Here is a 12,878-nt window from a genome sequence, read left to right as displayed (position 1 = left end):
CACCGGCAGGTCAGCCCGCCGATTCCTCGCCGATGGCGGGGCCGAGTAGATCGTCTGCGTCGGTGATCCGGTAGGCGTAGCCCTGCTCGGCGAGAAACCGCTGCCGATGCGCCGCATAGTCGGCGTCGAGGGTGTCGCGGGAGACCACTGAGTAGAAATGCGCCTGCCCGCCATCACGTTTCGGACGGAGTAGGCGGCCGAGGCGCTGCGCCTCCTCCTGGCGGGAACCGAAGGTGCCGGAGACCTGGACCGCGACGGATGCCTCCGGGAGATCGATCGAGAAGTTGGCCACCTTGGAGACCACCAGGGTCCGGATCTCACCTTTGCGGAACTGGTCGAACAGGACCTCGCGCTCCTTGTTCTTGGTGGAGCCCTGGATCACCGGCGAGTCGAGCTCGCGGCCCAACTCTTCCAGCTGATCGATGTAGGCACCGATGACCAGCGTCGGAGAATCCTTGTGCCGGGCCAGAATCGACTTCACCACATTCACCTTGGTGTGTGCGGTGGAGCAGAGCTTGTACTTCTCCTCGGCCTCGGCGACCGCGTACTGCATGCGCTCCTCGTCAGTGAGCGTCACCCGCACCTCGACACAGTCGGCGGGCGCGATCCAGCCCTGGGCCTCGATGTCCTTCCACGGTGCGTCATAGCGTTTCGGCCCGATGAGGCTGAAGACGTCGCCCTCGCGCCCGTCCTCGCGGACGAGGGTCGCGGTCAGGCCCAACCGGCGCCGTGACTGCAGGTCGGCGGTCATCCGGAACACCGGCGCGGGCAGCAGGTGCACCTCGTCGTAGATGATCAGGCCCCAGTCGCGGGAGTCGAACAGATCGAGATTCTTGTACTCGCCCTTCGATTTCCGGGTCATCACCTGGTAGGTGGCGATGGTGACCGGACGGACTTCCTTGCGTTCTCCGGAGTACTCGCCGATCTCGTCCTCGGTCAGGGATGTGCGGGCCACGAGTTCACGTTTCCACTGACGCCCGGCGACCGTATTGGTCACCAGGATCAGGGTGGTGGCACCGGCTTTGGCCATCGCGGCGGCGCCGACCATCGTCTTGCCGGCGCCGCAGGGCAGCACCACGACACCCGATCCGCCCGCCCAGAACGAATCGGCGGCCAGTTCCTGGTAGTCACGCAGATGCCAGTCGTCCTGATCGAGTTCGATGTGGTGGGCTTCGCCGTCGACGTAACCGGCGAGATCCTCGGCGGGCCAGCCCACCTTCAGCAGGACCTGCTTGAGCCGGCCACGCTCAGACGGGTGCACGACCACCGTGTCGTCGTCGAGGCGGGTGCCGAGCATCGGGGCGATCTTCTTGTTGCGCATGATCTCTTCGAGCACGGCGCGATCGAGGCTGATCAGGGTCAGGCCGTGTGCCGGGTGTTTGACCAGCTGCAGGCGGCCGAATCGGCCCATCGTGTCGACGATGTCCATCAGCAGCGGCTGCGGGACCGCGTAGCGGGAGTGGCTGACCAGGGCGTCGACCACCTGCTCGGCGTCGTGGCCTGCGGCGCGCGCGTTCCACAGGGCGAGCGGAGTCACCCGGTAGGTGTGCACATGTTCGGGGGCACGCTCGAGTTCGGCGAACGGCGCGATCGCCGCACGGGCCGCCGCCGCATCGGGGTGGTCGACCTCGAGCAGCAGGGTTTTGTCGGATTGCACGATCAGGGGTCCATCGGTCACCCCGTCCATTGTCCAGATCGGTGCAACTCTTGTCAGAAGCGGTCGCAGGTGGGAGGGCGCAGGTCGCCGCGACGACCCGTCGCAGCGGGTAGGTGTCGCCGGTGTCGCCCTCAGTTCTCGAGGAGTTCGACGCTGGTGATCCGGTGCAGGGAGAAGTGCTGCTCGTCCTCTGTTCCCGCGTCGACGGCGACGAGTTGCCCCGCCCCGAGGGTTCGTGGCGTCACCACATGCCGGCTGGCCGATCCGTGCGCGTCGACGTAGTCCACTCGCAGCCGCCGGTTCACCCGTAGCGCGAGCTGGATCAAGGCAGTCGCCGATTCGCCGCCACCGCTCGCACGGACCGGTGCCGCCGACGTCGCAAGGGATGCGGGACGGGCGGTCGCGGCCCGATCCTGGGAACGCATCCGGGCGACGACGGTCCGCAACTGATCTGGCGAAGGTACGGGCCGGCGCGGCTGGGGCGCTCGGCGCTGCCGTGCGACGGTGACGCGGCTGCCGCGTTCACGCAGGTCCACGACGGTGCCGGTGGAATCCTCGCCCGCCGGGGCGAACCCGGCGGCCCGGAGTCGGTCGATCACCTCACGGACGTCGGCCTGCGACACCGCAACCGTCGGCGCCAATGCGCGTAACGCCAGGTGTTCGGCGGCCTCGCTGCGTAGCACCGCGGCCAGGGTGGTGGGGTCCTCGCAGCGCACGAAGGCCGATGCGACGCCCACCCGCAGCTGGCCGTGCTTTCGCGCGACGTCCTCGATCAGGTAGGTCAACGACTGGGGCACCGGGGTGCGCGAATGTGCGGTGAACAGGGTCAGCAGTTCACTGCTGCTGCGGCCCGCGTCGAGCGCGCGTCGCACGCTGGCCTCGGAGACGCGATAGACCGACGCCGCGCCGCCGGACTCGAGGTCGGCGACGAGTTCCACCTGTTCGGCCAGGTCGGCGGCCATGGGTCCGGGGACCGTCAGGGTGAGGTCGGCCTGGGCGAGGAAGTGGTCGACGGGCTCGGGCAACGCCGCCCGCATCGCGGTGAGCACCGACGACTCCACCTCGTCGTGGTCGCCGGCGATGGCCGCCCGACCAACCGCGGTCAGCGATCCGTGGGCGACCACCCCCAGTTCGCGTGCCTCGCGCAGTGTCTCTTCGACGACGTGCCGTGAGTACCGGCGGATCTGGCGTGGGTGCTGCCAGTGCAGGGCTGTCGCCAGCGCGTCGGTGGTCACCGGCATGGCACGACCGGCCTCGCCCAGCGTCGAGAGCATCGCGTGACGCGCGATCGGTGCGTAGGCGTCGTGCAGCTCGCCCGACAACGCCGGCAGGGCGTTGCCGTCGCGATCGGGTTCGCCGATCTGCCACGCGCGCCGGGGCATCTCCAGCCATGCACCGAGCAACGCCCACCACTGCCGGTCGGGTGCCTGGTGCAACCAGGTGTCGGCGGCCATGGTGGGCGCGAAGGCGTGCTCGCCGGAGTCGGATGCCGGCGCGGGCTCGGGGAACCCGGCGTCGATGAATCGCAGGTACGCAAGGAGCTCGACGATGAATGCGAGACGCCGCTGTTCGAGGCCGGTCACCTTGGCCAGGCGCCGCAGCTCGCGAACACCCAGCGCGCCCGATCGCAACACCGCCGCGGGAGTTGCCCCGAGCGCGCGGATCAGCGAGGTGGCGTGGCGGATGAGCTCCAGCGCCTCGCCGCCCGCGGCGGCCTCGAGGGCGCTGGGGGAGAACCGGCGCTTGGCCGACTCGTCGTGCAGTGCGGGGGCACCGAGGTCGTCGGTGCGCAGCGTGGGCTCATCGCGCAGCAGCTGGCCGATCATCGGCGGCAACTCGACCGTCTGGTCGTCGATGCGCGCGAGGAGACCGGCCGCGAGGAGCCGGGCGACCGGCGAGTCCGGATCGGCGTCGGGTGCGGCGTCCCGGCTACGGCCCAGTGCGGGCCCGCGGGACAGGGTTTCGAGCAGACTGCGCTCGCGCTCATCGAGCCCGTCGAGGGTGGCGCGCAGGTCCTCGGGCTTCTGACGGGCGAGGGGCCCGGTGAGATGGTGGCCCCGCCACGGCAGGGCGGCCGGGGCATGCGCTCCGGTCAGGAGCGCGTCGTCGGGCCCCCAGAGCAGGGCGCGCCGCCGCAGCCGGTCGATCCGATCGAGGATCTCCTGCTTGTCGGCCTGCCCGGCGAGCGCGGCGACGATCGATGCGACGCCGGTCGGCGCGGGAATCGTGCCGGTGGTCTCGAGGCCGAGCGCGATCGCCTGTTCGAGCACGGCCACCGCGAGCAGATCGAGATCTTCGCCTGCCAGCGCCGATGACGCCGCCGACAAGGCCCGCGAGGCCAACACACCGGTGCCCGCCGGCGGTGGGGACGCGAGATCCGGGCGCGCGGTGAGCAGCTCGATGACCTCGTCGTCGCTGCGCAAGGCCAGGTCATCGGCCAGGCTGACGCCCTGGTCATCAGCACTCATTCGGTCGATTCTACTGAGCGGGCTCCCGACGGCGGTTTCGGCGGGACGGCCGTCGAGGCCACATGGCACAATGACCCCGTGGCTGAGAAGAAGAAGTACGTCGACAACGGCTGGCCGAAAGACGGAGAAGGCGACAGCGCACACGCTGTTTCCGAGTTCGCGGCCGGACTGTCCGGTGCCCTGTCGCCCTTCGGTGACATCGAGTTCCCGCTGGCCCCCGACGACCTGCCGTACCTCCAGCCGAAGACTGTCGTCAACCGCTGACGAGCGTGGCCGCCGGGAGCGAAGCGAGCGGGGCAGATGACACCGCCGCCGAGAGCGGGCCGATCCAGCCGGGCCTGAGTCACCTCGACTCGACCGGTGCGGCCCGGATGGTCGACGTCGGGGGCAAATCGCGCAGCGACCGCCGTGCGGTGGCCGGCGGGACGTTTCGCACCACGACCGAGGTGATCGGCTTGCTCAGCGACGGCAAGCTCCCGAAGGGCGATGTCCTCGCGACCGCCCGGATCGCCGGCATCATGGCCGCCAAGCGCACCGACGACCTGATCCCGCTGTGCCATCAGCTCGCCCTGTCGTCGGTCGAGGTCGAGTTCGCGATCGCCGACGATCACATCGATGTGACGGCAACGGTCGGGACCAGCGGTCAGACCGGGGTCGAGATGGAAGCCCTCACCGCGGTCGCGGTCGCCGGCCTCACCTTGCACGACATGGTGAAAGCGGTCGACCGCCGCGCCAGCATGGACGGGGTGCGCCTGCTCGAGAAGACCGGAGGCAAATCGGGGTCGTGGCGACGTGAGTGAGTCGCCGGGCGACGGCGGACGGTTCCGGGTGGCCAGGATCGTGGTCGCCTCGACCCGGGCCAGCCGTGGCGATTACGCCGACCGCACCGGACCCGTCATCGCCGACTGGCTCAAAGCCCGCCGATTCGTCGTCGACGACTGCAGCGTGGTGCCCGACGGCACGCCCGTGGGGAACGCGATCCGGGCCGGTGTGGACGCCGGTGCCGATCTGATCGTCACCACCGGCGGGACCGGTCTCTCGCCGACGGATCGCACCCCGGAACAGACCCGCCCGCTGCTCGACGTCGAGATCCCCGGTCTGGCGGACGCGATCCGTTCGGCCGGCCTGCCGACGGTGCCGACCGCGGTGCTGTCGCGCGGTACCGCGGGCGTGGCCGCCACGACGTTGGTGATCAACCTGCCGGGGTCGACCGGCGGGGTCAAGGACGGACTGTCCGTCCTCGACGGAGTCCTTGACCATGCGCTCGACCAGATTCGCGGCGGTGACCACTGATGTCGGAAGGGGCTGCCGGCGTGGCGGTGGTGCGGGCCTCGTTGTCCGACAACGAGATCGACCTGGCATCACACGAGGCGCTCGTCGTCGAGGCTGCGGGCGGTGCCGCCGGTGCCGTCGTGGGGTTCGTGGGTGCGGTGCGCAACCACGACGGCGGTCACGAGGTGACCAGGCTCGTCTACTCCGCCCATCCGACGGCGCCGACCGTGCTGTCCGACGTCGTCGGTGAGGTCGCCGGGGCAGCGGACGGGGTCCGTGCGGTGGCGGTGTCGCATCGGGTCGGAGAACTCGCGATCGGCGATGTCGCCTTCGTGGTGGCGGTCGCGGCCGATCATCGTCGAGCGGCCTTCGAGCTCTGCGCACGCCTGGTAGACGAGGTTAAGGCGCGACTGCCGGTGTGGAAGCACCAGTTCTTCGGCGACGGCAGCGACGAGTGGGTGGGGTCGGCGTGACCTCGCCACCTGACGAGGACGACGCGTCCCGGCCACGCCGCCACGAGACTCCTGCCGAGCGACTCGACCGCAACTGGGCCAGCCTGTTGCAGGAGCTGCGGGTGGTGCAGACCGGTGGTCAGATCCTCACCGGTCTGATGCTGACCGTCCCGTTCCAAGAGGGCTTCGAGGAGCTGAGCTCTCGTGAGCAGTACATCTTTGTCGTCAGCCTGGTCTGTGCGGTGCTGTCGACGGTCACCTTGATCTCGCCGGTGGCCCTGCATCGTCTGTTGTTCCGGCGCCACGCGATAGATCAGCTGGTGGACCGCGCACACGTGTTGACGCTGATCGGTATCGGACTGCTCGGAATGGCGCTGATCGGCGTTCTCACGGTGATCTTCGACATCGTGTTCGGCGGCTGGGCCGCGATCGCGGCCGGGTGCGTGGCACTGGTGGTCTTTCTGTTCATGTGGGTCGCGATGCCGCTGCGTGAACGGCGACGCTTGTCCCGACCCGACTGACCGGGCGTCCCATGAGAGTGGAAAAGGGCCCCGCACGGGTCTGAAACCGTCGTGCGGGGCCCTTCGACTGTGGGCCCGTGGTGCGGGCCGAGTCAGCTGCTCCTATCAGGGAGTGGGCAGCTGGTCCTTGTGCTCGTTGAACATCTTGATCTGGTCCGGGGTGAGCTCGTAGCCGCTCTTCTTGGCCATGTCCCACATGTTCTTGACCTCGGGCGAGATCCTGCCCTTCTCCTGCGCCTGGCTGAGCGCGGAGTCGAGCTGCTTCTGCACGTCATCGGTGCTCTTGGCCTCGGGCGCGGCCGACCAGTTGAACGGTGCCGGCAGCTTCGGGAGCTGCAGGCGCGGGGCCTCGCTCGGCGCGTTGCGCTGGGTGGCGCCCGAGAGGCCGGTGCCACACACGGGCCATGCGCCCTTGCCCTGGCTGCCCAGCACGCGCTCGGCAACCACGATCTGCTGCTCCTTGGTGGCCTGATCGGCGCTGGGAGCGAACTGGGTGCCGCCGTGGCCGGCCCAGGTGCCCTGGTTGAACTGCAGGCCGCCCTGGTATCCGTTGCCGGTGTTGATGGCCCAGTTGCCGCCCGACTCGCACTGGGCGACCTGGTTCCATTCGGCGTCGGTTGCGGCGTTTGCCGAACCGGTGCCGCCCAGCAGGGCGGCGCCGCCGCCGAGGACGGCTCCGGTGAGGGCGACCTTGGCGAAGGTCTTGGTGGGAGTGCCTGTAGTCGGTTTGCGATGGCGTCCGGACATGGTGGTGTTCCTCTCTCCACGCGCCTACGAAGTCAGCTGTCGGGTTCGGGCGAGAGGTGCCCGGTCTCGGCCTGACGTGAGTCACGCCGGGACTTAACCCCAAGGACGTCGTGATGACCGTCCGGTTCTCTGTCGGAGGGTGGGTCCCCCGTCCTCACTCCTAGATGTCGTTCTGGTGCGTCCCGTGACGGAGTGAGGTTCGGCGCGGCCGACGGGACGTTATGCATTTGGTTACTCGGTCGTGACCCCCCGGGGGGCGTCGTTCAGTCACAGTATTACGTCTGCGAGCTCGAATCACGTTGTTGGCAAGCCTGTTTTCGCGGCCCGATTGGGTCTCTCGACCCAATTTGAGGGTCATCCCTGCTCACGGGGCGATAGTCGACTTGTGTCCTTCTCGTTATCGACCCGTTATGTGATGAAGGTCACAGGGCGAGTGTGGCGTCAGCCACCGGTAAACGGCGGCAGAACGTCGACGATCGCACACGTCCCAAGGGTCACAGTGCGATCGCAGAGCGCGACGGAGTCGCGAAGATATGAACACCGTGCCAACACCCGCTGCAGATCCGGGTTGTCGGCGGACAGGATCGACTCGAGGTCGGCGAGCGTCGTATCCGCGTCGACGTCGACGACGGCCGTGTCCCTACCCGCCGCAGCGCGCGCAGCAGCGAAGTACCGGACGGTCAACTGCATCGCCGATCAGCCCCCGATGGCCGACATCGGCCGGGTGGGCTGGTGGAACTCGGGGCTGTTCACGCCGTGCCCGGCGGCCTTGACCCACGTGTTGCCGCGCCAGCGGTCGGCGATGGCCGCGTCGAGGCGATCGTCCGGCAGGCCGCTGCGCAGCACGGCGCGGAGATCGGTCTCCGACTCCGCGAACAGGCAGTTGCGCAGCGCGCCATCGGCGGTGAGTCGGGTGCGATCACAATCTCCGCAGAAGGGGCGGGTGACCGATGCGATCACACCGACGCGCGCCGGTGCACCGTCCACGTCGTGGCCGTCGACCAGCCACGTCGCGGCGGGAGCGCTGCCGCGCGGCCGGGGATCGGGCAGCAGGGTGTAGCGGGCGCGAAGCGCGGCGAGGATCTCGTCGGCGGTGACCATCGACGACCGGTCCCATCGGTGCTCGGCGTCGAGCGGCATCTGCTCGATGATGCGCAGCTGATAGCCGTGGTCCAGGCAGAACCCGAGAAGGTCGGGGAGGCGGTCGAGATCGTCGTGGCCGGCGAGGACCGCGTTCACCTTGATCGAGCGCACTCCGGCGGCGCGTGCGGCAGCCAGTCCGTCGACGACGTCGTCGAGGCGGTCACGTCGGGTGATCTCGGCGAATCGCTGTCGGTCGACGGTGTCGAGCGAGACGTTGATCCGATCGAGTCCGGCGGCCACGAGCGGTTCGATCCGGCGCCGGAGACCGAGGCCGTTGGTGGTCATCGCGATCTCGGGTGCGGCCGGCAGGGCCGACACGGCGCCGATCAGGTCGTCGAGGTCGCGGCGGAGCAGCGGTTCGCCGCCGGTGAAGCGGATCGTGCGGATGCCGAGGTCGCGGACCGCCACGGTCATCACCCGGATCAGCTCACCGGTCGTGAGCACGTCGTCGGTGGGCAGCCAGTCGAGCCCCTCGGCGGGCATGCAGTAGGTGCATCGCAGATTGCACCGATCGGTCACCGACACGCGCAGGTCGGTGACGATTCGACCGAACCGATCGCGCAGCGGACCCGTCGTCGGGGTGTCCGCCGGCGGTACGTCCATCGACGGCGATGTGGTGGGGAGGCCGAGCGAGACAACGGTCATGTGCCGGTCCTCCGCACTTCCAATGAGCGAAATGTGCTGGCGTGGAACACGAGTGGTTCCACGCCGGCGTCGTACTGCAGCGCCTCGATGCGGAGGAGGACCAAGGTGTGGTCACCGGCCGGGATCTCGTTGTGGAGCGAACAGGACAGGCAGGCGGCCGCGTCCGGGATGAACACGGCGCCGTCGTCGGTGCCGGAGGGGGTGATCCCGGAGAAGCGCGCGTGGCTCGGGCCGGCGAGCTGTCGACACAGGTCGGACTGATCGCGCGCGAACACGCTGACGCCGATGGCCGGGGCCGAGCGGAGTCGTGGCCACGTGGTCGACGAGTTCTGGACGCACAGCGAGACGAGTGGGGGGTCGAGCGAGACCGTGGTGAACGCACTTGCCGCCATCCCGACGAGTTCCGGCGCGCCGTCGGCGCCGACGACCCGGCACGCGACCGCGACGACGCCGGAGGGGAAACAGCTGTACGCGCGTTTGAGCACATCGACGTCGGCCGCGGGGGAGAGGTCGGCCGCGGTGGTCGGGAACGCGGATTCGAGGGTCATCGTGCCCGCCGCCCCGATCGGAGTGCGAAGACCAGCCCGATCACAAATCCCACCGGCGCGCACATGGTCAGCACGTACACGAACGTGGGTGCCGTGCCACCGTCGGTGACCATGGGAGTCACGAACAGGGCGACGATCGCCGCGAGTCCGATCGCGAACACGACCCCGGCCAGCTGCAGCAGTCGCGGGGACGATTGGCTCTTCATGTCTTCCACGGTAGAACACGTCGCGGGTCGGTGGCGCCCGGTGATCGTCGCGGGGCGTGAGGTAATCCACGTGCCCGGTCCGATTCGCGTTGGCTAGACTGAATCCTCATTGGCGCCTCTGCTCATCTGATGTGGAGCCGGGTCCCGGTCACGGGACCAGCTGTGACTCAGGTCAGGGGCGCTTTTGTCATGGACGCCGACGTACAGATGAGGGTGAGCACAGTGCCGACCGGCAAGGTGAAGTGGTACGACGCGGAAAAAGGTTTCGGCTTTCTCTCGCAGGACAGCGGTGAGGACGTCTACGTCCGATCGTCCGCATTGCCCGACGGCGTGGAGAGCCTGAAGCCGGGCCAGCGCGTCGAGTTCGGCATGGCCGCGGGACGTCGCGGACCACAGGCGCTGACCGTCACCGTTCTCGAACCGGCGCCCAGTGTCGCGAAGAACACACGCGAGGCCGCGCGCAAGGAGACCAAACGGCACACGCCCGACGAACTGCACGGCATGGTCGCCGATCTGATCACCCTTCTCGAGGGCGCGGTGCAGCCGGAGCTCCGCAAGGGCCGCTACCCGGATCGCAAGACGTCGCAGCGCATCTCCGAGGTGGTCCGTGCGGTCACCCGCGAACTGGAGCGCTGACCCCACCCCGGTGATCCGTCAGCGCGGGTTCGCGGCGGGCAATGGTAGGTCCTGGGGGCTTGTGTCCGCCGCGAGGTAGCCACGCGCGATCACGTTGTTGTTCTGGGCATCGGCGATCGCCGACGGCACCTGCACCTCGACGTTGACCAGGATTCGGTCCGGCGTCGAGTGCAGCACCGTGGTGTAGGTGGAGTTCGACCGCATCGGGACCGAGGTCCCGTCGAGCCCCTCGGGTGTGAGGTACTGGATCACCAGGTTCCAGGGCCATTCGGCGATGTCCTTGGACACCGACAGCATCACCGACTCGCCGACCGGCACCGGCACGCGCTGGACCTGCGCGTCGGCCATCCTCTTGGGCTCGCAGTTCTTGAGGAAGACGTCGCACATCCGGGTCGGGTCCACGCGTACGAGCCGATCGCCCACCGCGAGTTGCAGATACGGTTGTTCCTCGGTCGAATCGCCGGACCACTGATCCTTCGTCAGCACGGCGACCGTCCCGCCGACGATCACGACGAACGCGACCACCACGGCCGCGATGATCGCGAGCGCCTTCTTTTCTCCACTGTTCACGTGCACGGTCTACGACTGTCCTCGATCGGGTTCGGCGGGCATCTTCCGGGTGGGGTCGGCGGCGTGGCCGCGACGTGGATCAGGATGCCGACCACCAGGATGATGCGCGATGCGGGTCGGGGCGTCGGACGGGGGGTGGTGTGCGGGCGACGACCGGCGCGGCGGTGCCGCGGGGTGGCCGACCGCACGCAACGCCACCGTGGGTGCCGCGTAGTCGGGTCGTTGTCCGCCGATACCCGGCACCAACGACGATCCACGTGTGGTCATCACGGTCTGCAACAGGCCGATGCCCAGTAGCACCGCGACCACGGTGAAACCGATCCACAACGTCGGGGGCAACAGGACACCGAGCGTCGCGCCGAAGACCCATCCGAGCTGGAGAACGGTCTCCGACCGGCCGAAGGCCGAGGCCCGCGACTCTTCCGGCAGATCGTCCTGGATCGACGAATCGAGGCAGACCTTGCCGATCGCACTGGTGCCCGAGGCGACGAACGCGGCCAGTGTGGCGATCACGATGTTGCCGAAGATCGCGGCCAGTGCGGCGACGATGAAACAGGCCGCGGTGGACCAGACCACGATCCGGGGCGGGTTCTTCAGCTCCAGTCGGGTGCCGAGGCCGTTGCCGATCATGTTTCCGACACCCGCGGCCGCGCCGAACGCACCGAGCAGTACGAGTTGGGTCCAGTCGGAATGCACGTCCTGTTGCGCCTTGGCATAGAAGGCGATGTAGAGCGTGAGGAACCCGGTCAGGATGCGGATGGTCGCGTTGCCCCACAGCCCCGCGACGACCTTGCGGCCGAGTGGCTGCCGCATCTTCGCCGCCAGCGCGGTGGCCGTCTCGCGGGCACCGCGGCGCCCGCCCGCGGCGTCACCCGCAGGAGCGTGCGACATCGCCGGCTCCCCGTGGTAAGTGAGCGTGGTCGGGATCTCGCCCTCGGTCACCTCCACCCACGACGGGATGCGCATGCACAACCAGGCACCGGCAGCGGCGATCACCGCCAGCCAGACCATCGCGCCGGGGATGTGGATGGGCAGCACCTTGGCCAACAGCACCTCGAACATCGCCGCGACGGCACCGCCGATGATGGTGCCGCCGATCAGGCCGAAGGTGGTGAGGCGGGAGTTGACCCTGGGCAGGTCGATCGTGGGTGGCACCACGCGTGGCGTCACCGCGGATTTGAGGACCCCGAACGATTTGGACAACACCAGCAGGCCCAGCGCGCACGGATAGAGCACCCAGGGGTCGTACTGCAGTTGTTGCGTCGTGGCGTCCCAGGACGAGTTCGCCAGGATGAGCAACGCGAGGATCACCCGGAGCCCGAACGTGGTCGCCATCGCGATGCGCCGCCCGTGCTGGAGGCGATCGAGCATGGGGCCGATCAACGGGGCGATCAACGCGAACGGGGCGATCGTCAGGGCCAGGTAGAGGCCGACATTGGTCTTCGACTCGCCGGTGGCGGCCGCGAAGAACAGGGTGTTGGCGAGTGCGACGGCCATCGCGGCGTCCACCGCGAAGTTGGCGATCACCGGCAGTGTCAGGGCAGTCAGGCCGGAGCGGTCGGCGCCGTCGGCGGTCGCGGCCTGGTAGATCTTGCCGATCCCGCGGCCGGTCAACTCGCGGCTGCGCATCGCGGCGACGCGGGCGACGGTGATCTTCTTGGGGATTCCCGGACCCGAGGTGCCGCCCGGCATCGCCTTGGTACCGCCGATCCGGTCGGTCGGGGCGCCCGTCGGGGTCTCATCGTGCCCGTCGAGGGGTGGCAGATGCGGATTGTGGGTGGGCGGTGGCAGATAGGCGGTGTCGGCCGGTCCGCGGGACGTGGAGCGTCCGGTGACCGGACGCCGGGCGGTGGTCGGCTCGTCGGCAGGGTAGTTCGCGGTCCCGGGGTGTTGCCGACGACTGCGACCGTCGTGGCCGGCACCCGGTTCGACATCGTGACCCGCGCCGCGCGGGTCGGGCCCCGTCGGTTCGCTTCGCTTCCCCCGGGGGAAGCGGGGGCTGGGTCGGTTCAC

At 69.0% G+C, this 12,878-nt stretch carries 15 protein-coding genes and 1 riboswitch; of the genes, 6 read left to right on the top strand and 9 right to left on the bottom strand.

Features of this window, described 5'->3' with window-relative positions:
* Positions 1–10: 10 nt before the first annotated feature.
* Both ACPXCG_RS03225 and ACPXCG_RS03220 read right to left on the bottom strand, forming a co-directional pair.
* Complete coding sequence (locus ACPXCG_RS03225) at positions 11–1,678, bottom strand: DNA repair helicase XPB (protein WP_425789014.1); 1,668 nt, start codon at positions 1,676–1,678, stop codon at positions 11–13.
* Between the two features lie 110 nt (positions 1,679–1,788).
* Complete coding sequence (locus tag ACPXCG_RS03220; RefSeq protein WP_425789012.1) at positions 1,789–4,125, bottom strand: helicase-associated domain-containing protein; 2,337 nt, start codon at positions 4,123–4,125, stop codon at positions 1,789–1,791.
* Positions 4,126–4,203: 78 nt separating this feature from the next.
* Between ACPXCG_RS03220 and ACPXCG_RS03215 the strand changes: the two genes are divergently transcribed.
* The 5 genes from ACPXCG_RS03215 (at position 4,204) to ACPXCG_RS03195 (ending at position 6,370) form a co-directional block, all read left to right on the top strand.
* Positions 4,204–4,389 (top strand): hypothetical protein, encoded by a 186-nt coding sequence (locus ACPXCG_RS03215; RefSeq protein WP_425789010.1) that lies wholly within the window; start codon positions 4,204–4,206, stop codon positions 4,387–4,389.
* A gap of 62 nt (positions 4,390–4,451) precedes the next feature.
* Positions 4,452–4,925, top strand: coding sequence for a cyclic pyranopterin monophosphate synthase MoaC (gene moaC, locus ACPXCG_RS03210; protein WP_425790473.1), 474 nt, complete (start codon positions 4,452–4,454; stop codon positions 4,923–4,925).
* Positions 4,918–5,418, top strand: a complete 501-nt coding sequence (locus tag ACPXCG_RS03205; RefSeq protein ID WP_425789008.1) for a MogA/MoaB family molybdenum cofactor biosynthesis protein — start codon at positions 4,918–4,920, stop codon at positions 5,416–5,418. The genes moaC and ACPXCG_RS03205 overlap by 8 nt, the downstream gene beginning before the upstream one ends.
* A complete protein-coding gene (locus tag ACPXCG_RS03200) occupies positions 5,418–5,870 on the top strand; it encodes a molybdenum cofactor biosynthesis protein MoaE (RefSeq protein ID WP_425789006.1) in 453 nt (150 codons plus the stop codon). Before ACPXCG_RS03205 ends, ACPXCG_RS03200 begins: the two co-directional genes overlap by 1 nt.
* A complete protein-coding gene (locus ACPXCG_RS03195) occupies positions 5,867–6,370 on the top strand; it encodes a DUF6328 family protein (protein WP_425789005.1) in 504 nt (167 codons plus the stop codon). Before ACPXCG_RS03200 ends, ACPXCG_RS03195 begins: the two co-directional genes overlap by 4 nt.
* Before the next feature lie 105 nt (positions 6,371–6,475).
* Here the strand turns inward: ACPXCG_RS03195 and ACPXCG_RS03190 are convergent, their stop codons facing one another.
* The 5 genes from ACPXCG_RS03190 to ACPXCG_RS03170 form a co-directional block, all read right to left on the bottom strand.
* Complete coding sequence (locus ACPXCG_RS03190) at positions 6,476–7,117, bottom strand: transglycosylase family protein (protein WP_425789003.1); 642 nt, start codon at positions 7,115–7,117, stop codon at positions 6,476–6,478.
* 5 nt (positions 7,118–7,122) lie between these two features.
* Positions 7,123–7,305, bottom strand: a riboswitch (cyclic di-AMP (ydaO/yuaA leader).
* Positions 7,306–7,558: 253 nt separating this feature from the next.
* A complete protein-coding gene (locus tag ACPXCG_RS03185) occupies positions 7,559–7,807 on the bottom strand; it encodes a MoaD/ThiS family protein (RefSeq protein WP_425789001.1) in 249 nt (82 codons plus the stop codon).
* Between the two features lie 6 nt (positions 7,808–7,813).
* Positions 7,814–8,905: a GTP 3',8-cyclase MoaA gene (moaA, locus tag ACPXCG_RS03180; RefSeq protein ID WP_425788999.1), complete on the bottom strand. Its 1,092-nt coding sequence runs from the start codon at positions 8,903–8,905 to the stop codon at positions 7,814–7,816.
* Positions 8,902–9,453, bottom strand: a complete 552-nt coding sequence (locus tag ACPXCG_RS03175) for a flavin reductase family protein (protein WP_425788998.1) — start codon at positions 9,451–9,453, stop codon at positions 8,902–8,904. The genes moaA and ACPXCG_RS03175 overlap by 4 nt, the downstream gene beginning before the upstream one ends.
* Positions 9,450–9,659 (bottom strand): hypothetical protein, encoded by a 210-nt coding sequence (locus tag ACPXCG_RS03170; RefSeq protein ID WP_425788996.1) that lies wholly within the window; start codon positions 9,657–9,659, stop codon positions 9,450–9,452. The genes ACPXCG_RS03175 and ACPXCG_RS03170 overlap by 4 nt, the downstream gene beginning before the upstream one ends.
* A 222-nt stretch (positions 9,660–9,881) precedes the next feature.
* Between ACPXCG_RS03170 and ACPXCG_RS03165 the strand changes: the two genes are divergently transcribed.
* The gene (locus tag ACPXCG_RS03165) at positions 9,882–10,295 is read left to right on the top strand and encodes a cold-shock protein (protein WP_425790471.1); all 414 of its coding nucleotides are present in this window, start codon (positions 9,882–9,884) and stop codon (positions 10,293–10,295) included.
* 18 nt (positions 10,296–10,313) lie between these two features.
* Here ACPXCG_RS03165 and ACPXCG_RS03160 read toward each other — a convergent pair whose 3' ends face one another.
* Positions 10,314–10,865, bottom strand: a complete 552-nt coding sequence (locus ACPXCG_RS03160; RefSeq protein ID WP_425788994.1) for a DUF2771 family protein — start codon at positions 10,863–10,865, stop codon at positions 10,314–10,316.
* A 9-nt stretch (positions 10,866–10,874) separates the two neighbouring features.
* A complete protein-coding gene (locus tag ACPXCG_RS03155) occupies positions 10,875–12,878 on the bottom strand; it encodes an MFS transporter (protein ID WP_425788992.1) in 2,004 nt (667 codons plus the stop codon).

The sequence above is a fragment of the Gordonia sp. DT218 genome, assembly GCF_049847105.1.
Lineage (GTDB): Bacteria > Actinomycetota > Actinomycetes > Mycobacteriales > Mycobacteriaceae > Gordonia.
The sequence above is the reverse complement of the archived record's forward strand: the minus strand, read 5'-3'. Positions and strand labels throughout refer to the sequence as shown.

What these genes read in the sequence shown, in the direction of transcription:
- ACPXCG_RS03220 (WP_425789012.1), bottom strand. Translation starts at nt 4,125, where the DNA reads ATGAGTGCTGATGACCAGGGCGTCAGCCTGGCCGATGACCTGGCCTTG.
- ACPXCG_RS03200 (WP_425789006.1), top strand. Translation starts at nt 5,418, where the DNA reads ATGTCGGAAGGGGCTGCCGGCGTGGCGGTGGTGCGGGCCTCGTTGTCC.
- ACPXCG_RS03190 (WP_425789003.1), bottom strand. Translation starts at nt 7,117, where the DNA reads ATGTCCGGACGCCATCGCAAACCGACTACAGGCACTCCCACCAAGACC.
- ACPXCG_RS03185 (WP_425789001.1), bottom strand. Translation starts at nt 7,807, where the DNA reads ATGCAGTTGACCGTCCGGTACTTCGCTGCTGCGCGCGCTGCGGCGGGT.
- moaA (WP_425788999.1), bottom strand. Translation starts at nt 8,905, where the DNA reads ATGACCGTTGTCTCGCTCGGCCTCCCCACCACATCGCCGTCGATGGAC.
- ACPXCG_RS03175 (WP_425788998.1), bottom strand. Translation starts at nt 9,453, where the DNA reads ATGACCCTCGAATCCGCGTTCCCGACCACCGCGGCCGACCTCTCCCCC.
- ACPXCG_RS03170 (WP_425788996.1), bottom strand. Translation starts at nt 9,659, where the DNA reads ATGAAGAGCCAATCGTCCCCGCGACTGCTGCAGCTGGCCGGGGTCGTG.